Origin of the sequence: Pantoea sp. 18059, assembly GCF_902706165.1 — a bacterium.
GTDB lineage: Bacteria > Pseudomonadota > Gammaproteobacteria > Enterobacterales > Enterobacteriaceae > Pantoea > Pantoea agglomerans.
The window spans coordinates 221,920-242,682 of sequence record NZ_CACSJS010000008.1; the positions used below are offsets into that span (position 1 = coordinate 221,920).

The following is a 20,763-nucleotide window of genomic DNA, read 5'->3' on the forward strand; positions in this document are numbered from 1 at the left end:
GCGGGCCGTTAAAAATTTATTTTTTCTTCTGTGGGCGCTGCCAGTCCGCTTTGTGATTCTGCTCTTTACGGTTATAGACCAGACCGGCCTGGGTCACATCTTTCATGATGGTCGTGCCCGCCGCAATGGTGGTCCCTGCCGCGATGCTGACAGGCGCCACCAGCTGGGTATCTGAGCCCACAAATACGTCATCGCCAATCACGGTTTTGAATTTGTTCGCACCGTCGTAGTTGCAGGTAATGGTGCCTGCACCGATATTTACGTTGTCGCCAATCTCCGCATCACCGAGATAGGAGAGGTGCCCCGCTTTCGATCCTCTGCCCAGACGCGCTTTCTTCATTTCGACGAAGTTGCCCACGTGGGCGGCATCGGCCAGTTCGCTGCCAGGACGCAGACGGGCAAAAGGTCCGACGGTGCAGGCAGTGGCGAGATTCGCATCCTCGATCACCGAATAGGGGCTGATTTCACAGTCATCGCCAATCACACTGTTTTTGATAATGCAGCCCGCGCCGATTCTGACGCGTGCGCCCAGCGTGACCTGGCCTTCAATAATGACGTTGGTGTCAATTTCAACATCCCGTCCGTGCGTCAGCGTCCCGCGCAGGTCAAAACGGGCCGGATCGCGCAGCATCACGCCAGCCAGCAGCAGCTTTTCCGCCTGTTCAGCCTGGTAAGTGCGCTCTAATGTCGCCAGCTGCAGCCGGTTATTGACGCCATCGGTTTCACTGATGCGTGCCGGATGAACCGCGTTGATCACCCGACCTTCCTGATGCGCCAGCGCGATAATATCGGTGATGTAATATTCACCCTGCGCATTATTGTTGGTGAGCTGCGCCAGCCAGCGTTTTAAATCGCCGCCGTTGGCGATCAGAATGCCGGTGTTGATCTCTTTAATGGTGAGCTGCGCCGGGCTGGCATCTTTCTGTTCGATAATGCCGGTGATGGTGTCGTTCTCACGCACAATGCGGCCATAGCCGGTTGGGTCATCCAGTACCACGGTGAGTAAGCCAATGCCGCCCTGCGGTTTTGCTTCGCGCAGCCGCTGTAGTGTCGCCTGAGAGATCAGCGGCACGTCACCGTAAAGCATCATGATATCTTCATCATCCGCGAATGCAGGCGCTGCCTGCTGCATCGCATGGCCAGTGCCGAGCTGCTCGGCCTGCAGTACCCAGTTGAGCGAGCTGTCAGTGAGGGTCGCCTTCAGGCGATCGCCGCCGTGACCATAAACCAGATGGACCTGCTGTGCGCCCAGCCCTTTAGCCGCGTCAATCACATGCTGAACCATGGGTTTGCCTGCCAGCGTATGCAGAACTTTAGGCAGATCGGAATACATACGGGTGCCCTTGCCAGCAGCAAGGATCACCACACTCATCGCACTGTTAGACATAACTATCCTGAGTGAATTTTTACGGGTGAAAGTAAAACGGTTTGAGATTGAGATTACTACATTTTTCTCAGGCCGAAATTAGGCGGACAGGCAGATCAGGCGCAGCAGACAAAAAAAATGCCAGCCCGAGGGCTGGCATTTCATGACGCATAAAGCTGGATTACATCGCTTTTTTGGTCAGTTCGATCACGCGCAGTTTAGCAATGGCTTTCGCCAGCTCGGCAGAGGCCTGAGCATAGTCCACGTCGCCGTGGCTGCTGTTCATATGGTCTTCTGCTTTGCGTTTTGCTTCCAGAGCGCGCGCTTCGTCCAGATCGGTACCGCGGATAGCGGTATCTGCCAGAACGGTGCTGCTGCCCGGTTGCACTTCCAGCACGCCGCCAGAGAGGTAGATAAACTCCTCTTCGCCGTGCTGTTTCACGATACGGATCATTCCAGGCTTAATGGCAGTCAGCAGCGGCGCATGGCCAGGGAAAATCCCCAGTTCACCTTCGCTACCTGACACCTGAATTTTCTGTACCAGACCAGAGAACAACTGCTCCTCTGCGCTGACCACATCCAGGTGATAAGTCATAGCCATAATCTTCCTCCCGGGAAACCGTTATTACAGTTTCTTCGCTTTTTCCACGGCTTCTTCGATGGCGCCAACCATGTAGAAGGCCTGCTCTGGCAGGTGGTCAAACTCACCTTCCATGATGCCTTTAAAGCCACGGATAGTGTCTTTCAGCGTCACGTATTTGCCCGGTGAACCGGTGAATACTTCTGCAACGAAGAACGGCTGAGACAGGAAGCGCTGAATCTTACGCGCACGTGCCACCAGCAGTTTGTCTTCTTCAGACAGCTCATCCATACCGAGGATGGCGATGATGTCTTTCAGTTCCTGATAACGCTGCAGCAGTGACTGAACGCCACGTGCAACATCATAGTGCTCCTGACCGACAACCAGCGGATCCAGCTGACGGCTGGTAGAATCCAGCGGGTCAACGGCCGGGTAGATACCCAGAGAGGCGATCTGACGGCTCAGCGTTACCGTTGAGTCTAAGTGCGCAAAGGTAGTTGCTGGTGATGGGTCAGTCAGGTCATCCGCAGGGACGTAAACGGCCTGTACGGAGGTGATTGAACCGGTCTTGGTGGAGGTAATACGCTCCTGCAACACACCCATCTCTTCTGCCAGCGTTGGCTGGTAACCTACCGCAGATGGCATACGACCCAGCAGTGCAGAAACTTCTGTACCGGCCAGGGTATAACGGTAGATGTTATCGATGAACAGCAGAACGTCGCGACCTTCATCACGGAATTTTTCCGCCATGGTCAGACCGGTCAGTGCTACGCGCAGACGGTTACCCGGCGGCTCGTTCATCTGGCCATAGACCAGTGCAACTTTATCGATAACGTTAGAGTCAGTCATTTCGTGGTAGAAGTCGTTACCCTCACGAGTACGCTCACCCACACCGGCAAACACTGAGTAACCTGAGTGTTCAGCCGCGATGTTACGGATCAGTTCCATCATGTTGACGGTTTTACCTACACCCGCACCACCGAACAGACCGACTTTACCGCCTTTAGCAAACGGACACATCAGGTCGATAACCTTGATGCCGGTTTCCAGCAGTTCCTGCGAGTTAGACTGATCTTCATAAGAAGGGGCTGCGCGGTGAATAGAGGCGATCTCTACTGCGCTGCCATCTTCTTCTTTCAGCTCGCCTTTCATATCGATTGGCTCGCCGAGAACGTTCATGATACGGCCCAGGGTCGCTTTACCGACGGGTACCTGAATCGGTTTCTGCAGGTCGTTGACGCTCAGACCACGCTTCAGGCCGTCAGACGTACCCATTGCGATGGTACGTACTACGCCGCCGCCGAGCTGCTGCTGAACTTCCAGCACCAGACGCGCATCACCATTCATAACCTCGAGGGCGCTGTACACTTGCGGTACCGCGTCCTGAGGGAATTCGACGTCAACAACGGCGCCGATAATCTGGACAATCTTTCCAGTTGCCATCTTGAATCCTCTACCTAATTCCAAACCTGGTTAAACCGCGGAGGCTCCACCGACAATCTCGGTAAGTTCCTGGGTGATGCTGGCCTGACGAGCTTTGTTGTACACCAACTGCAGCTCTTTGATCAGATTTCCGCCGTTATCGGTTGCGGCTTTCATCGCTACCATACGTGCGGCCTGCTCACTGGCCAGATTTTCCACCACACCCTGATAAACCTGCGATTCGACATAACGACGCAGCAGGGTATCCAGCAGCGCTTTCGGATCGGGTTCATACAGGTAATCCCAGGTCTTCGCCTTCATCTCTTCTTCACCTTCCGCTGGCGGTAACGGCAGCAGTTGGGTGATGGTCGGAGTCTGAGACATGGTGTTATTGAATTTGTTATTGACGATCATCAGCTTGTCGATGCGGCCTTCATCATAAGCCTGCAACATCACTTTTACCGGGCCAATCAGGTCAGACAGGGTAGGTTTATCGCCCATGCCACTGACTTGCGCCACAATGTTGCCACCTACAGCATTAAAGAATGACGCCCCTTTTGAACCGATAATCGACAGATCGCTCTGCACGCCTTTATCGGACCAGGACTTCATATCCGCCAGTAACTTTTTGAACAGGTTAATGTTCAAACCACCACAAAGCCCGCGGTCAGTTGAAACGACCAGGTAGCCGACGCGCTTCACGTCGCGCTCTTCCAGGTAAGGGTGCTTGTATTCCAGATTACCCAACGCAAGGTGACCAATCACTTTGCGCATGGTTTCTGCATACGGACGGCTGGCCGCCATGCGTTCCTGCGTTTTACGCATCTTGGAGGCGGCGACCATTTCCATCGCTTTGGTGATCTTCTGCGTGTTTTTCACGCTTCCAATCTTGCTTCGTATCTCTTTTGCGCCGGCCATTAGCTTCTCCTCAAAGCCTTGCGGCCTGCCTTTTCAGACAAGCCGCCAGACATTACCAGGACTGGGTTGCTTTAAACGTCTCGACCAGGCCTTTCAGCTTGGCTTCGATATCGTTATTAAAGTTACCCGACTGGTTGATTTCAGCCATCAGCTCAGCGTGGTCGCGATCGGCGAAGGCCAGCAGTGCAGCTTCGAAGCTGCCAATTTTTGCCAGTTCAACGTCGTTCAGATAGCCACGCTCTGCAGCGAACAGAACCAGACCCTGCTGTGCGACAGACATCGGCGCATACTGTTTCTGCTTCAGCAGCTCGGTCACTTTCTGACCGTGGCTCAGCTGTTTGCGGGTTGCATCATCCAGATCAGAGGCGAACTGCGAGAATGCCGCCAGTTCACGATACTGTGCCAGCGCGGTACGGATACCACCGGACAGTTTCTTGATGATCTTGGTCTGTGCAGCACCACCTACGCGGGATACCGAAATACCTGGGTTAACGGCCGGACGAATACCGGAGTTGAACAGGTTCGATTCCAGGAAGATCTGACCATCAGTAATCGAGATTACGTTGGTCGGAACGAACGCAGAAACATCGCCCGCCTGGGTTTCGATGATCGGCAGCGCGGTCAGTGAACCGGTTTTACCTGTCACTGCGCCATTGGTGAAACGCTCTACATAATCAGCGCTTACGCGTGATGCACGTTCCAGCAGACGGGAGTGGAGATAGAACACGTCGCCAGGGAATGCTTCACGACCTGGTGGACGGCGCAGCAGCAGAGAAATCTGACGGTACGCGACAGCCTGCTTAGAAAGGTCATCGTATACGATCAGCGCATCTTCACCGCGGTCACGGAAGTATTCGCCCATCGCACAGCCTGCGTACGGAGAGAGATACTGCAGTGCAGCAGATTCAGAAGCAGACGCTACAACAACGATGGTGTTCTGCAGTGCGCCATGCTCTTCCAGCTTACGAACCACGTTAGAGATGGTTGAGGCTTTCTGACCAATCGCAACGTAGACACACTTGATGCCTGAGTCGCGCTGGTTGATGATCGCATCGATCGCCATTGCGGTTTTACCGGTCTGACGGTCACCGATGATCAGCTCACGCTGGCCACGGCCGATTGGAATCATCGCATCGACCGACTTATAACCGGTCTGAACCGGCTGGTCGACTGACTGACGGTCGATAACGCCAGGTGCAATGACTTCAACCGGTGAGAAACCGTCGTTGTCGATTGCGCCTTTACCGTCGATAGGAGCACCCAGGGTGTTCACTACGCGGCCCAGCAGGCCACGGCCTACCGGTACTTCAAGAATACGGCCAGTACACTTAACCTTCATGCCTTCGGCGAGGTCAGCGTAAGGGCCCATCACCACTGCACCAACCGAGTCACGCTCGAGGTTCAGGGCGATAGCGTAACGGTTGCCCGGCAGGGCAATCATCTCACCCTGCATGACATCGGCCAGGCCGTGTACGCGGATGATACCGTCACTTACAGAAACAATCGTACCTTCGTTGTGAGCTTCACTCACGACATTGAACTGAGCAATGCGCTGCTTGATCAGTTCGCTGATTTCGGTGGAATTCAGTTGCATATGCTCCAGTCCCCTTAAGACTGCAAGACGTCAGCCAGACGGTCAAGACGGCCGCGTACGCTGCCATCAATAACCAGATCACCCGAACGGATGATCACGCCTGCCATCACAGACTTATCAATTTTGCAATTCAGCTTAACTTTGCGTGACAGACGTTTTTCCATCGCGGCGCTGATTTTATTCAGCTGGTCGTCACTCAGCGTACTGGCGGAGATAACATCAACTTCAGCGGTGGCTTCATGAGCGTCACGCAGTTCGATGTATTGGGCCAGTACAGCCGGAAGCGCTGTCAAACGTCCGTTTTCCGCCATCACCTTAATCAGGTTCTGCGCGGGTTCATCCAGTTGATCACCACAGACTGCGTTAAACGACGCTGCCAGCGCTTCGGGTGCTAATGCACCTGAGAGAAGATCAGCCATCTGTTCATTGCGAGCCACTTCTGCGGCAAACGCCAGCATCTGTTGCCAGCGTTCAATACTTTGATGCTCAACAGCAAAGTCAAAAGCTGCTTTGGCGTAGGGGCGAGCTACAGTAATCAGATCAGACATCAGCCCCTCCCTCCTTACAGTTCAGCGACCAGTTTATCAACGATGTCGCTGTTAGCAGCTTCATCCACGGAGCGTTCGATGATCTTCTCGGCGCCAGCCATAGCCAGCAACGCGACCTGCTTACGCAGTTCTTCACGCGCACGTTTGCGTTCAGCGTCAATTTCAGCCTGCGCTTGTGTCACGATGCGATTACGTTCGTTTTCAGCTTCGGTTTTGGCTTCGTCCAGAATCTGCGCGCGACGCTTGTTCGCTTGCTCGATAATGACCTGAGCGTCTTCTTTGGCTTTTTTCAGCTGGTCGGTCGCATTAGCCTGCGCGAGATCCAAATCTTTCTTTGCACGTTCAGCAGAAGCAAGGCCTTCAGCAATTTCTTTCTGGCGCTTTTCGATAGCAGCCATGAGCGGCGGCCATACGTACTTCATGCAGAACGCGACAAACAGGATGAACGCGATAGCCTGGCCGAGGATTGTTGCATTAATGTTCACAGCACAATGCCTCTAGATTGAGTATTTAACTTTTCTGCCGTTATCAACGATAAGCGGCAGAATCCGTTCACCCTTGCACATTGTGCGCTGAGTGAACACAGGGCTTTAGGCGACAGCAAACATCACGTACAGACCCAGACCAACAGCGATCATCGGGATTGCATCCACCAGACCCATTACAACAAAGAACTGCGTACGCAGCAGAGGAATCAGGTCAGGCTGACGAGCAGCGCCTTCCAGGAATTTTCCTCCGAGGATGCCGATACCGATCGCAGCACCGATTGCCGCCAGGCCCATCATCACAGCGGCAGCCATGTACAGCAGATCCATATTCAGGTTTTCCATGACAGTCTCCAGTTTGTTTCAGTTAAATGCTCCCTTCATCTTCCGGGCTTCAGCGGTGTGCGCTGCAACCCGAAATCAAGAGGGAAAGTAGTGTTGAGAAAAAAATCAATGTTCTTCAGATGCCATCGACAGATAGACAATCGTGAGGACCATGAAAATGAAAGCCTGTAGCGAAATGATCAGGATGTGGAAAATGGCCCACGGCACATTCAGCACCCACTGCGACCACCACGGCAACAGACCGGCAATAAGGATAAAGATCAGTTCACCCGCATACATGTTACCGAACAGTCGTAAACCCAGTGATACAGGCTTAGACAGCAGGCTCACACCTTCCAGAATCAGGTTGATCGGGATGAAGATCGGGTGGTTAAAAGGCTGCAGCGTCAGCTCTTTAGTGAAGCCGCCAATGCCTTTCATTTTGATGCTGTAGAACAGAATCAAAATAAATACGCCCAACGCCATAGATAGCGTGATGTTCACGTCTGCAGATGGTACGACGCGCAGCGCCGGTAACCCCAATACGTGCTCGCCAATATATGGCAGCAAGTCGATTGGCAGCAGATCCATGAAGTTCATCAGGAAGACCCAGACAAAGATTGTCAGAGCCAGCGGGGCGATAAGTTTGCTCTTACCGTGATACATGTCGCGCACGTTACTATCGACGAAACCGACAACCAGTTCGATAGCCGCCTGCATTTTCCCTGGCACACCGCTGGTGGCAGATTTTGCCACGCTACGGAACAACACCAGGAAGATGATTCCCAGCACCATAGAGAAAAACATGGAATCGATATTTAATACCCAGAACGTCGCGGGAGCGTCGTGCGGATTCACTATCTCGAAGGTACGCAGGTCCAACTGAAGATGAGTCAGGTGGTGACCAATGTACTCTTGCGGAGTAGAGATTTCTCCTGCAGCCATGATGCCTCTTACCCTTTGTTGTTAATTACCGCCGGTGCCAGCATTTGTACCACCAGCACCGATAACCAGGTTATTCCGACCGGCCAGAAAACCGCTCCGAATAGACCCAACGCCACAATGAGCAAAATGATGGTCGCAAACACTTTGGCTATTTCACCCAAAGCGAAGCTCCACGCGACTCGCCCCGAAGCTGGGGTTTGCCCCTGCAGGCGCCAGGCTAAAAACAAAAACAATACGTTTGGCAGCCAGGCTGCCGCACCGCCAGCAAGAGCAGAGAGACCCCAGATGACATCTTTAAGAGCAAAGAGTGCACCGATGATGACTATCGTCACCAGCTGAATCATCAGCACCGTTCGGGCGTATTTTACACTGTAAAGAGACACTGACATGACGCTGATACTCTCCTGCCCCGTTAGGGGTATGTCGCGTGTCGTATAAGACTGCCTTTGCGCAGTTGAGTCAAGCAGCAAAAGCCGTGCAAATTATACGGGCCGCACCTGCGATTTCAATCGGTAAGTAGCGAAAAGGTGAACAATTATTTAAATTTCTTTCCGGAGGGCTATTTTTCCAAAGATTACCCTGCAGAGATTCACCCTAATCTGACTGAAAATTCTCTCGCAACTTGCTTTTAAAGCGTGCTTTAGATCACATAATAAGCACTTTCACTACACTGAGTTTTATCTTCGCGCTATTTAAGAACAATCTGTATTACAAATTAACTCAATAAAATCAAATCATTGAAATTATAAAAATGCATCTGCAAGACTATTTTCACAGAAAACACGCTATTGACATCGAACTGTGCTTAAGAATCGTGTAATTGATATTACGCACGCAAAGTTATTACCGCGATATATTTTCTGCCGTGACTACTTTTATTCAGCGACCCGCCTATACAAGTGATATTTCTGATAACTGAATGTGAATTAAACGTTAAATGTAACAGAGCTTTTCGGATAATTTCCGTCAGCGTTTTAACCTTCGGTCAGCCAGGGCTTAATCAAAATCTTTTATTGATAGCGCATCATCTGCACTTTTTTCATCCCGGAACTGACGAAAATCACTGGCAGATAAACGCTAAATCTCTGCCAGTCGAAAGCCTATTGGTGACGAAGAATGACCAGGTGACGATCACCTTCCAGCTGTGGTACCTGCAACTTAATCACAGCATCAGAGACGTAGCCTGCCGGTAACTCCGCAATTTCATCGTCCGGACGCACGCCTTTCAGCGCGAAGAAGCGCCCTTCTCTTCCCGGCAGATGATGACACCAGTTCACCATGTCGGTCAGCGAGGCAAATGCACGACTGATCACGCCATCAAAGGGCGGCTCAGCCGGGAACGCCTCAACCCGGCTCTGCACCGGAGTAATGTTAGTGAGTCCTAACTCATGCTGAACCTGACGCAGGAAACGCACCCGCTTGCCCAGGCTGTCGAGCAACGTAAAGTGCGCATCAGGCATCACGATAGCCAGCGGAATGCCAGGCAGTCCTGGTCCGGTTCCCACATCAATGAAACGTGAGCCTTGCAGATGCGGCGCCACCACGATGCTGTCGAGGATATGGCGTACCAGCATCTGCTGCGGATCGCGCACTGATGTCAGATTGTAGGCTTTGTTCCACTTATCCAGCAGGCCGACATAGGCAACCAGCTGCTGTTTTTGTTGATCGGAGAGGGAAATACCGGCTGCCTGTAGCAGCGACGTGAGTGTGTTGATCACAGCATAAGTCCATTCAGCGGGGGCGAGTCTCCTCGCCCCGTTTTCAGATCAGGCGCTTTTACGCAGCAGACCCTGTTTTTTCAGATAGATAAGCAGAATTGAGATGGCCGCCGGCGTAATACCGGAGATACGCGTCGCCTGACCAATCGAACTCGGTTTGTGATCGTTCAGCTTGGCGATAACCTCATTTGAGAGGCCGTTCACCTGGCGATAGTCGAGCTCCACCGGTAACAGCGTGTTCTCGTTGCGCAGCTGGCGATCGATCTCTTCCTGCTGACGCGCGATATAACCTTCATATTTGACCTGAATCTCAACCTGCTCAGCGGCCTGCTCATCAGCCAGTGCCGGACCAAAGGCATCCAGCGTCATCAGCTTCAGATAGGTCAGCTCAGGACGGCGCAGCAGATCTTCGCCGCTCGCTTCTTTGGTCAGCGGCGCGCTGAGTACCGTATTCACTTCCGTCACGTGCTCTGACTTCGGATGGACCCAGATATCGCGCAGGCGCTGACGCTCCTGTTCAATCGCTTCCAGCTTCTGATTGAAACGCGCCCAGCGCGCATCATCCACCAGACCCAGTTCACGACCGGTTTCGGTCAGACGCAGATCGGCATTGTCTTCGCGCAGCATCAGACGATATTCAGCACGGGAGGTAAACATCCGGTACGGCTCTTTGGTACCGAGCGTACAGAGGTCATCAACCAGTACGCCCAGATAAGCCTGGTCACGACGTGGTGCCCAGCCCTCTTTGTCCGCAGACTGACGGGCGGCATTCAGACCCGCCAGCATCCCCTGCGCAGCGGCTTCTTCGTAGCCGGTTGTGCCGTTGATCTGGCCGGCAAAGAACAGGCCGTGAATAAATTTGCTCTCCAGCGTCAGTTTGAGATCGCGTGGATCGAAGAAGTCATACTCGATGGCATAGCCCGGACGCACGATCTTCGCATTCTCCATGCCCTGCATGGAACGAACGATCTGAATCTGCACGTCAAATGGCAGACTGGTTGAGATGCCATTCGGGTAGATCTCATTGCTGGTCAGCCCTTCCGGCTCCAGGAAGATCTGATGCGAGTTACGATCGGCAAAGCGCATCACTTTGTCTTCGATCGACGGGCAGTAGCGTGGACCGATCCCCTCGATGATCCCGGCGTACATCGGGCTGCGATCCAGATTATTGCGGATCACCTCATGGGTTTTCTCATTGGTGTGAGTGATCCAGCACGGTACCTGCTGCGGATGCTGAGACGCATTGCCCATAAACGAGAACACCGGCATCGGGTTATCGCCGTGCTGCGGGCTGAGCACTGAAAAATCGATGGTGCGCGCATCGATACGCGGTGGCGTACCAGTCTTGAGGCGGTCTACCCGCAGCGGCAGCGCACGCAGTCGTTTTGCCAGCGGAATGGACGGGGGATCACCTGCACGACCGCCACTGTAATTATCCAGACCGATATGAATTTTGCCGTCAAGGAACGTGCCGACGGTGAGGACGACGGTTTTCGCGCGGAACTTCAGTCCCATCTGGGTGACTGCACCCACCACACGATCGTTTTCCACGATAAGATCGTCGACCGCCTGCTGGAAGATCATCAGATTGGGCTGGTTCTCCAGTGCCGTACGCACTGCCTGGCGATAGAGCACGCGATCCGCCTGAGCACGAGTTGCCCGCACTGCCGGACCTTTGCTGGCGTTTAGTATCCTAAACTGGATACCCGCCTGGTCAATCGCACTGGCCATCAGACCACCCAGGGCATCCACTTCCTTCACCAAATGTCCTTTGCCAATCCCACCAATCGCCGGGTTACAGGACATTTGTCCAAGCGTATCAATGTTATGGGTGAGTAACAGGGTTTGCTGACCCATTCGGGCTGCCGCCATTGCGGCTTCGGTGCCCGCATGACCACCACCAATTACGATGACGTCAAAAGGATCCTGATAAAACATGAAGTGGTACCTCGGTTGATGAACTTGCAGGATCGTCGTCCTGGGGCGTGGATTCTACTCAAATTCCGTCTGGGGTGAAAGCCGCGGGATCGTCCGGTTTTAAAAGAAAGGATCTTAGATCTGTATATGATCTTTCTGTTAGATCTCTTATTAGGATCCCGCTTTTCTGTGGATATGTGCCAGAAGCACAGCAGAAACAACAGGATGAAGAGGATCACTACCTGTTAGTGATCGGTGATCCTGATCCGTATAAGCTGGGATCAAAATGGCATGTTATCCACAGCTCAAAATTCATTCTACGGTTGTTCTTTGGATAACTACCGGTTATACGCAGTAAAAGAGGGTAGTTATCCACAAAATAAACGAGCGGAAAAGGATAAAATCAGCATCTTCCACTGGGGATCGTCACTATTTCGCGATCCCCAGCCCCCTTCAGATCGCCTTTTTCCAGCTTTCCAGCCAGGCTTCTGCGGGATCTTCAGGGATCTCATGCTCCAGCACATCAATCTCCAGACGATCGCCGATCTGGCGGGCACCCTGAGCAATTAACAGGGCTTCAATCTGGCGGATCGCGCCACAAAAGAGATCATATTCATGATTGCCGAGTCCGATGGCACCAAACCGGACCTGCGAGAGATCGGGCTGGCTTTCCGTGATGGCTTCGAACAGCGGCAGCAGGTTATCGGGAATATCGCCTGCACCGTGAGTTGAACAGACCACCAGCCAGATACCCTCATGTGGCACTTCATCCAGCTCCGGGCCATGCAGCATCTGCGTTGAGAAGCCCGCTTCCTGTAATTTTTCTTCCAGATGTTCAGCCACATACTCTGCGCTACCCAGAGTACTGCCACTGATTAAGGTAATATCGGCCATCTTGCTCTCCCGGACATTAAGGCGAGCATTGTACGCTGTGATCAAGCGGTGATCCACCTGTGGACAACAGGGTTAATAGATTAAGAGAAGCGAACGCAGCCGTTGCCAGCCGCCACATTCGTCAGGGATAAGATTATGCACAAGGCGGAGAAGGATCAGGGCTTGATAGTGCGCATGATCGGGTTTTGCAGCGAGATCAGCGTTTCCGTCGACTGAATTTCATCTATGGTCTGGATCTTGTTGATCAGCACCTGTTGCAGGGCATCAATGGACCGGCACATCACCTTAATAAAGATGCTGTAGTGGCCGGTGGTGTACCAGGCTTCAACCACTTCATCCAGCGCATCCAGTTTGCTCAGTGCCGCCGGATAGTCACGCGCGCTCTTAAGGATGATGCCGATAAAACAGCAGACATCAAACCCCAGCTGGCGCGGATCGATATCAACCCGGGTGCCCAGGATAATGCCCGCCTGCTTCATCTTCTCCACGCGGACATGAATGGTGCCGGGGCTGACGTTAAACTGTTTTGCCAGCTCGGCGTAAGCAGTGCGCGCATTGTCGAGCAGGGCATTCAGAATGCCGCGATCCAGGTTATCGAGCTGCAGATGTTCGGCCATGGCTATCCTCGTTATTGGTCTGCTTAAGTAAACAAGGATGAATGTGCAGCAAAATAGTGGTTCAGGCAACTCCCGGCAGCGACGGGCGTCGCTGCCGGTTCACTTAGCGTTTGCGCCAGACGGTGACCTGCGCCAGCGTATGCTGGAACTTGCGGGCCGTTTCGCGGATCACAAACGGTTTATCCTGCGGTTCATCGACCAGGTCGAAGTCGGCCGCCAGCAGACGTTGCAGTGCCTGCAGCGTCGTCAGTGCCTCACCGTTTTCACGCACGCCGCCCAGCCAGTTCTCCTTCGGCGTGAAATCCTCCAGCCAGGTATAGGGCGATGAGAGCACCAGAATGCCGCCCTGACGCAGCATCGGCGTGACATCCCGCAGGAAGCGTGCGGGCTGACGCAGGCGATCGATCAGGTTGGATGCAAGTACCAGATCGTAACGGGCGGGTTGCGGCTTAAGGTTACAGGCGTCGCCCTGAACAAACTGAATCCGCTGCGCCAGTTCGCTCTCCAGCGCGAAATCTTTCAGGCGAACCTGGCGATACTCCACCAGATCGCCTTCCTGTGGCAGGAGATAACGGAAGTCTTCGCCGCTGGCCAGCTGAAGCGCCACATCGATGAAGCGCGCCGAGTAGTCCATGCCGGTGACACGTTCAAAGTGGCGGGCCAGTTCAAAACTGGCGCGTCCGGTGGCACAGCCGATATCCAGTGCCTCGCCGCGTGCTGTGGTGTAGTTCAGCGCCAGGTTTACCAGGCTTTCGGCATAGTTATCCACGCCGAAATAGCGCGGGCCATACTGGAAGTCGAGGTATTGCGACACCATGGCGTCAGATTCATACGGGTTCAGCGCCATGGTTTCCTGATGGCTGGAAACCACGTAGCGGAAACCGGCATGCTGGAAGAAGTGGCGGCGGAACGCATAGCGTGCCGATTTCAGCGCTTCGTTGCCGGTCGATATCCAGCTACCGCCTTTGATCAGCGAATGTTTGCCATCAAAGGTCGGGGTAGAGAAATCATCGTAAAGCGGGTGGACTTTAAAACCTTCAAAGCCGTTGGTCGGCGTGGTCGTCCACTGCCAGACGTTACCGACGATATCGAAGAAGTCACCCTGGGCGAAGAGATCGACCGGTGAAGAGGAAGCCCAGTACGCCAGGTTAATGTTACCCGGTGCCCGATCCCAATCCGGCTGATCGCCCGCGACCTGTTCGCGCAGCTGAGCCCACTCCGCTTCACAGGGGAGCTGAACACTCATTCCGGTCTGATCCGCTTTCCAGCGGCAGAAGGCCGCCGCTTCCAGCTGGTTAACCTCGGCTGGCCAGTCCCACGGCATCGCGACTTCTTCACACATCAGACGCAGTTTAAGCTGATCGGGCATCGCAGGCGTGCCGACCCAGAAGGTGGGCATCTCCGCTTTAGCAAACTGACACCAGCCCCAGCCTTCGTCATCCCACCAGCGAGCGTCCTGATAACCCCCCGCCTCAACGAACGCCAGGAATTCCGCGTTGCTGACCAGCATTTTGCTCGCCCTGAACGGCTGCAGCGCGATCTGCTGGCGGCCATATTCGACATCCCAGCCATAGGTATCGTCGGTTTTACCCAGCGTGACCGTGCCGCCGGGCATCGGCAGCAGGGTATTGGCCGGAACAGCCTCGCGCTGGTGGCGCGCCATCGGGCAGACCGGCCACGCGGGCTGGGGTTTCACCCACCCGACCGGTAACTGGCGTATCAGTACGCTGGACGTTTCCAGATGAATACGCTCATGCTCAATGCCCATCAGGATCACCCAGGCCGGACTCTCCCAGGTGATCGGCAGAGTCAGCGGCAGGGTCTGGATCAGATCGCTGACCAGCGCTTTAACGCGCCCGCGGTATTCGCGGACTTCTTCGACAGTGGGCCAGTCATAGTGGCTGTCGTTGAGATCATCCCAGCTCATCTCATCCACACCAATCGCCATCATCGCTTCGATACGATCGTCCAGACGCGCGTCGATAAGGCGTCCGGCCATCAGCTTATTAATGTAGAAGGTAGCGGTGTGGCCAAAATAGAAGATTAAAGGATGGCGCAGCGGAATGGCTTTGGTAAACCAGGCCTGGGAATCGGCCAGACAGGTAAACAGACTTTCATACTGTTCCCAGGTCTGGTGGAAATAGGCCAGCAATTCGGCACGTTTTTGTTCAATGTTATGGCCGGAGAGCAGTAGCGTTCGCGTCGGCGCAGGCAGATCGCGATGAGGTTGAGCAAGCGTCACAGGAAGCTCCAGATTGCTGAGTAAGTGAAACGGTAATTTACTATAGCAAATATGCATTTCTGCCCGATGACTTAACGCCGCCAGTGACGCAGCAGACGGCTTTTCATGCCGGTATCGAAACGCCAGATATGGTCGAAGATGCGCAGAATGCCTGGTTTCCCGTGGGCCGACATAGCCACGGCGTGAAAACGTTGCTGATTATTTCGCTGACGCGTTTTAATAGTCCCGATCACCTCTTCCGGCAGACGCTGGGCAATAAAATCGGAGACGATCACCGCATCGGCTTCCTGCCACAGGACGCCTTCCATTCGGGTCACAACGGAAGAGAGGCAGGCTGCCAGATCGGTGCCGCCGCGAAAGCGCTGACTGAGAAAGCGAATCGCCTGTTCCAGCCCGTCATCACCGGTCAGTTCATAGCCGATCACCTCATGCGCAAACAGCATGATGTAGCAGCGACGGCGATCGGCCAGCGCGACTTTCAGCAGCGCCAGACAAAACGCTTTGGCGCAGCGCTCATTGAAGCCACCCATCGAACCCGAGGTATCGACGCAGACGATGAAAGGCCCGCGTGGCTGCTCTTCATGCTGCTGGTGGCTGGCAGGACGCATCGTGACCTTTTCATGCCAGGCATCGCCCTGCAGCTTGTAGGTCAGCAGCCGTTTCTCTACCAGCCGCCGGTAAAACTCCAGCTCCAGTTCACTGATACTCAGCGCAGCTAACTCCGGCGGCAGCAGACGCAGCACGTCATCGCTCTGGTGAATGCCGCTGACCTCCTCCGGCACGGCCGCAGGTTCCTGCACCATATGGTGCAAGGCCTCCATAGGGGTATCCTGCGACGGCACCGATTTTGCCTCGCGGCTGCGACCCAGCTGCTGGGCCAGTTTCAGCAGCTCCGGCTGCTGCGCCAGAAAGTCGCCATATTGCAGCATCAGTTGATAGTCGCCAGGCTGCAGTGACGCTTTGCTCATGTCCCACAGCCGGCCAGCGGCGGCTTCGTCATCGTCGCCAAGAATCGGTGCCAGCTGACCGCTCAGCGCCATACGCTGCTGCAGTTCCGCCAGCAGGCGTTCGCGCTGCTGTTCCAGCAACGTCTGATTCAGCGTCAGGGTCTGTAAGGTCAGGCTCAGCCGCCAGCGCTGTAGAAAAAGCTGGTGCTGCGCGCTGCTGAGATGGCTGATATCGGTGTGCTGCAGCAGCCGGTTGGCTTCATCCAGAAAAGGGGAAGGCAGGCTTTCAAGCGCCTGAAGCGTGGCATTCAGCTGGTGGCTGAATTCACGATCGCTGAGGAGTTGTACCCGCTGGAACAGCTGAAACTCTTCGGCCAGCGTGGCCGGAACCGGCGTGGCTTTGAGCTCAGCGTTGATCTCCGCTCGCCAGCGTGGCACATCGCGTAACAGTGCTTTTTTCAGCCCGGGAAACTTTTCAAAAAACAGCGCCAGCTGTGGAGACGCCAGCAGGGCAATAATCAGCTCTTCAATCAGTTCGGTTTCACCCACGGAGAGCAGTGTGCTGAGCGTCTCCAGTGGGATCATTTACGCGCCTGTTTCAACTGTTCCGCCACATCCTGCAGGCTGGTTTCAACGCGCGCCAGCCAGTCATCACTGATAAACAGGCAGCGCTGGTGCTGGCTGAACAGATGACGCTGCGACCGCAGTTCACTCTCCAGTGCATCCAGCGCTTCGGTGATCTCACCGGGCAGCGGCTCGCTGTTGCTGACGCCAGGCAGTGTCAGACGCGACGATTGCAGGCTGACATCACGGATAGCCAGGCAGTGCTGCGCATCCACCTGTAAATCCAGACTCTGCGCAAAGCCAATTCCATTGAGCTTGCCGCGAACCTCGCCCCCTTTCTGCAGCCACTGATTCAGTGCATCACGCGCGATAACCAGATGTGTCACCTGCATATCATGCAGCATCAGCGGCTTTTGCAGCATTAGCGTCAGTTGCTCATCAGTGAAGCTTTCCGGCAGATCGTAATGGGGTTTGCGACTGAACATGCCGCTGTGTTTTTCCAGGGTGATCGCCTGTGCGATGCTCTGTTGCTGCTGCAGAGCCATGCGACGCGCTTTTATCTGATGCAGTTTCAGCAGCATCGGCTGCTGCTGCCAGGCGTGCTGTGTCATCAGCTGATCGATTTCGCGCTCCAGCAGCTGCATGGACGCGACGTCGTGCCAGAGGCAATCTTTCAGCAGGATCAGGTCTATCGGCGCAATGGCGCTGCGGCCACTGTAAAAGGCGCTGGCCTGCAGCAGATGAATAGCTTTTTTCCAGCGACGATCGGAAATATAGGGCGCAGCGGGCTGGCTTTCCAGTTGCTGGCGCAGCTGATAAATCAGCTCGAACACCGCATCCGGGAGGCTGACCTGACTGATGCCGAGCTGCCACTGCGCATACTCCTCATCACTGATGCGCAGGGATTCCGCGACCGGATTGGTGTGCTCATCCTGCTGATGGGTCAGCATGCTGCGAAAGTTCTGCTTCTCATGCACATTATCCAGCCACAGGCGGATTAGCATCCGGTCATAGAGCGCTTCAAGGCCGCTGTCCGCTTCCGGCATTTCATTGGAGGCGGTGACCAGCAGACGCATCGGAATGGCCTCTTCGCTGTCGCCATTGCGGAAGCGGCGTTCGTTGATAGCGGTCAGCAGGGTATTCAGAATCGCCGGGCCGGCTTTCCAGATCTCATCCAGAAAAACAATCTCCGCGTCGGGCAGATAACCTTTAGTGAGGCGCTGATAGCGCCCTTCATCCTTCAGTGCCTGAATAGATAGCGGGCCAAACACCTCTTCCGGTGTGGAGAAACGGGTCATCAGATATTCAAAGGCGCGGGCGTGCTGAAAGGCATATTTCAGGCGGCGGGCAATCAGGCTCTTGGCGATGCCGGGCGGTCCCAGCAGGAATACGCTTTCACCGCTCAGCGCTGCCAGCAGGCAAAGGCGGATGGCATGATGTCGCTCATACAATCCTTTTTCTAACGCATTGCTAAGGCGAGAAATTCTTTCTGCCAAAAGATGGGGTTGAGCCATAATCACTTCAATGTCCTTACGATCGTCGGGCCGCCGCGCTTCAGCAAGCGCCTTACTCTATAGATCATCATGCGTGAAAGCGTTGATAGCTGTCAGCTTTTTTGTTTCATAAGGTTTGCCTGCTTTGAAAGCGGCGCTGATTAACGCTTTAATGCCTGAAACCACCCCGTTACCCTGGCAGACAGGCGAAGCGGGTATAGGAATTTTCGGCAAACCGTGCATACTGTGCGCTTTTTGATGGCCTGAGCGAGGGGTTGTTGCGCCTCTTTGACTCCAACAAAAGATAACTCTATGAGCTCGGATAATAAGCAGTCACTTCGCGGATTAACGCTGGCCGCTATTGGTGTTGTTTACGGGGATATCGGCACCAGTCCGCTGTATACCTTGCGTGAATGTCTCTCCGGACAGTTCGGTTTCGGCGTTGAGCGGGAAGCGGTGTTTGGCTTTTTGTCGCTGATTTTCTGGCTGCTGGTGCTGGTGGTATCACTGAAGTACATCAGTTATGTGATGCGCGCCGACAATGCCGGTGAAGGCGGTATTCTGACACTGATGTCGCTGGCGGGCCGCCATACGGGTGCACGCGCCACGGCAGTGCTGGTGATCATGGGCCTGATTGGCGGCAGCTTCTTCTATGGGGAAGTGGTCATCACGCCGGCCATTTCGGTGATGTCAGCCATTGAAGGCCTGGAGATTGCCGCGCCGTCGCTGGATCCCTTTATTGTGCCGATGTCGATTGCGGTGCTGACGCTGCTGTTTGCGATTCAGAAACATGGCACCGGCATGGTGGGCAAACTCTTCGCGCCGGTGATGCTGGTGTGGTTCCTGGTGCTGGCGATCCTTGGGGTCAGCGGCATCATGAAAAACCCGGAAGTGCTGCATGCGCTGAATCCCGCCTATGCGGTCGAGTTCTTCCTGCACTATAAATCTGTCTCATTCTTCGCGCTTGGCGCGGTGGTACTGGCGATTACCGGGGTTGAAGCGCTGTATGCCGATATGGGTCACTTCGGTAAAGTGCCGATCCGACTGGCCTGGTTCTCGGTGGTGCTGCCGTCGCTGGTCCTGAACTACTTTGGTCAGGGCGCGCTGTTACTCAGCGATCCCAAAGCGATTAAAAACCCTTTCTTCCTGCTGGCGCCGGACTGGGCGCTGATCCCGATGCTGATTCTGGCGACGCTGGCCACGGTGATTGCCTCGCAGGCGGTGATCTCCGGCGTCTTCTCGCTGACGCGTCAGGCGGTGCGACTGGGTTATCTGCCGGGGATGCGTATCATCCACACCTCTGAGCGCGAATCGGGCCAGATCTATATTCCGGTGATTAACTGGGTACTCTACTTCGCCGTGCTGATTGTGATTATCAGCTTTGAGCATTCAAGTAATCTGGCTGCGGCCTACGGTATCGCCGTCACCGGCACCATGGTGCTGACCGCGATGCTCTCCTGTACCGTGGCGGTTAAAAACTGGCACTGGAATAAGCTGGCGGTTGCCGTCATCCTGGTACTGATGCTCTGTATTGATGTGCCGCTGTTTACCGCCAACCTGGTGAAAATCTTCTCCGGTGGCTGGCTGCCGCTCTGTCTCGGCCTGGTGATGTTTATCATTATGACGACGTGGAAAAGCGAACGTTTCCGCCTGCTGCGCCGCATGCACGAGCATGGCAACTCTCTGGAGGCGATGATCGCGTCACTGGAGAAATCGCCGCCGGTTCGCGTGCCGGGCACGGCGGTCTATATGTCGCGTGCGCTGAATGTGATTCCGTTTGCCATGCTGCATAACCTTAAGCACAACAAAGTGTTGCATGAGCGGGTGGTGCTGCTGACGTTGCGGACAGAAGATGCGCCTTACGTGCACAACGTGCGTCGCGTGACGATTGAGCAGCTGTCACCCACCTTCTGGCGGGTGGTGGCCAGCTACGGCTGGCGCGAAACGCCAAACGTCGAGGAGATTTTCCACCGCTGCGGGCTGGAAGGGCTCAACTGCCGCATGATGGAGACATCGTTCTTCATGTCGCATGAGTCGCTGATTATCGGCAAACGGCCGTGGTATCTGCGCCTGCGTGGCAAACTCTTCCTGGCGCTGCAGCGCAATGCGCTCCGTGCGCCAGACCAGTTTGAGATCCCGCCAAACCGGGTGATTGAGCTGGGCACCCAGGTCGAGATTTGATCTGCAGC

At 54.7% G+C, this 20,763-nt stretch carries 18 protein-coding genes; 1 reads left to right on the top strand and 17 read right to left on the bottom strand.

The window, feature by feature from the left end:
- Positions 1 to 16 precede the first annotated feature (16 nt).
- From glmU to ravA, 17 genes are all read right to left on the bottom strand, one after another.
- A complete protein-coding gene (gene glmU, locus GVJ63_RS19265) occupies positions 17 to 1,387 on the bottom strand; it encodes a bifunctional UDP-N-acetylglucosamine diphosphorylase/glucosamine-1-phosphate N-acetyltransferase GlmU (RefSeq protein ID WP_010672187.1) in 1,371 nt (456 codons plus the stop codon).
- Positions 1,388 to 1,547: 160 nt separating this feature from the next.
- On the bottom strand, positions 1,548 to 1,967 hold the full coding sequence (locus GVJ63_RS19270) for a F0F1 ATP synthase subunit epsilon (RefSeq protein WP_010258871.1): 420 nt from the start codon (positions 1,965 to 1,967) through the stop codon (positions 1,548 to 1,550).
- Positions 1,968 to 1,991: 24 nt separating this feature from the next.
- Entirely contained in the window at positions 1,992 to 3,389 is a 1,398-nt protein-coding gene (gene atpD, locus GVJ63_RS19275; RefSeq protein ID WP_010258870.1) for a F0F1 ATP synthase subunit beta, read from the bottom strand.
- Between the two features lie 30 nt (positions 3,390 to 3,419).
- Complete coding sequence (atpG, locus tag GVJ63_RS19280) at positions 3,420 to 4,286, bottom strand: F0F1 ATP synthase subunit gamma (protein ID WP_010258869.1); 867 nt, start codon at positions 4,284 to 4,286, stop codon at positions 3,420 to 3,422.
- Positions 4,287 to 4,338: 52 nt separating this feature from the next.
- Positions 4,339 to 5,880 carry a F0F1 ATP synthase subunit alpha gene (gene atpA, locus GVJ63_RS19285; protein WP_010258868.1) on the bottom strand — a complete coding sequence of 514 codons (1,542 nt, stop codon included), beginning with the start codon at positions 5,878 to 5,880 and terminating at the stop codon, positions 4,339 to 4,341.
- 14 nt (positions 5,881 to 5,894) lie between these two features.
- Complete coding sequence (atpH, locus tag GVJ63_RS19290; protein ID WP_003849530.1) at positions 5,895 to 6,428, bottom strand: F0F1 ATP synthase subunit delta; 534 nt, start codon at positions 6,426 to 6,428, stop codon at positions 5,895 to 5,897.
- Positions 6,429 to 6,442: 14 nt separating this feature from the next.
- A complete protein-coding gene (atpF, locus tag GVJ63_RS19295; RefSeq protein WP_003849528.1) occupies positions 6,443 to 6,913 on the bottom strand; it encodes a F0F1 ATP synthase subunit B in 471 nt (156 codons plus the stop codon).
- A gap of 105 nt (positions 6,914 to 7,018) precedes the next feature.
- The gene (gene atpE / locus GVJ63_RS19300) at positions 7,019 to 7,258 is read right to left on the bottom strand and encodes a F0F1 ATP synthase subunit C (protein ID WP_003849523.1); all 240 of its coding nucleotides are present in this window, start codon (positions 7,256 to 7,258) and stop codon (positions 7,019 to 7,021) included.
- 105 nt (positions 7,259 to 7,363) lie between these two features.
- Positions 7,364 to 8,182, bottom strand: a complete 819-nt coding sequence (gene atpB / locus GVJ63_RS19305; RefSeq protein ID WP_010258863.1) for a F0F1 ATP synthase subunit A — start codon at positions 8,180 to 8,182, stop codon at positions 7,364 to 7,366.
- Between the two features lie 8 nt (positions 8,183 to 8,190).
- Entirely contained in the window at positions 8,191 to 8,571 is a 381-nt protein-coding gene (gene atpI, locus GVJ63_RS19310; RefSeq protein ID WP_010258861.1) for a F0F1 ATP synthase subunit I, read from the bottom strand.
- Positions 8,572 to 9,282: 711 nt separating this feature from the next.
- Positions 9,283 to 9,900 carry a 16S rRNA (guanine(527)-N(7))-methyltransferase RsmG gene (gene rsmG, locus GVJ63_RS19315; RefSeq protein WP_010258859.1) on the bottom strand — a complete coding sequence of 206 codons (618 nt, stop codon included), beginning with the start codon at positions 9,898 to 9,900 and terminating at the stop codon, positions 9,283 to 9,285.
- Positions 9,901 to 9,948: 48 nt separating this feature from the next.
- Positions 9,949 to 11,838 (bottom strand): tRNA uridine-5-carboxymethylaminomethyl(34) synthesis enzyme MnmG, encoded by a 1,890-nt coding sequence (gene mnmG, locus GVJ63_RS19320; RefSeq protein ID WP_010258857.1) that lies wholly within the window; start codon positions 11,836 to 11,838, stop codon positions 9,949 to 9,951.
- 432 nt (positions 11,839 to 12,270) lie between these two features.
- A complete protein-coding gene (gene mioC / locus GVJ63_RS19325; RefSeq protein ID WP_010258855.1) occupies positions 12,271 to 12,711 on the bottom strand; it encodes an FMN-binding protein MioC in 441 nt (146 codons plus the stop codon).
- Positions 12,712 to 12,866: 155 nt separating this feature from the next.
- A complete protein-coding gene (gene asnC / locus GVJ63_RS19330; protein ID WP_003849496.1) occupies positions 12,867 to 13,328 on the bottom strand; it encodes a transcriptional regulator AsnC in 462 nt (153 codons plus the stop codon).
- Positions 13,329 to 13,431: 103 nt separating this feature from the next.
- Positions 13,432 to 15,570 carry a 5-histidylcysteine sulfoxide synthase gene (gene ovoA / locus GVJ63_RS19335; protein WP_033759309.1) on the bottom strand — a complete coding sequence of 713 codons (2,139 nt, stop codon included), beginning with the start codon at positions 15,568 to 15,570 and terminating at the stop codon, positions 13,432 to 13,434.
- Positions 15,571 to 15,641: 71 nt separating this feature from the next.
- Positions 15,642 to 17,102, bottom strand: coding sequence for an ATPase RavA stimulator ViaA (gene viaA / locus GVJ63_RS19340; protein ID WP_159227249.1), 1,461 nt, complete (start codon positions 17,100 to 17,102; stop codon positions 15,642 to 15,644).
- Complete coding sequence (gene ravA / locus GVJ63_RS19345) at positions 17,099 to 18,595, bottom strand: ATPase RavA (RefSeq protein ID WP_010258850.1); 1,497 nt, start codon at positions 18,593 to 18,595, stop codon at positions 17,099 to 17,101. Before ravA ends, viaA begins: the two co-directional genes overlap by 4 nt.
- 291 nt (positions 18,596 to 18,886) lie before the next feature.
- Here ravA and kup point away from each other — a divergent pair, with 291 nt between their 5' ends.
- A complete protein-coding gene (gene kup / locus GVJ63_RS19350) occupies positions 18,887 to 20,755 on the top strand; it encodes a low affinity potassium transporter Kup (protein ID WP_010258849.1) in 1,869 nt (622 codons plus the stop codon).
- Positions 20,756 to 20,763 lie beyond the last annotated feature (8 nt).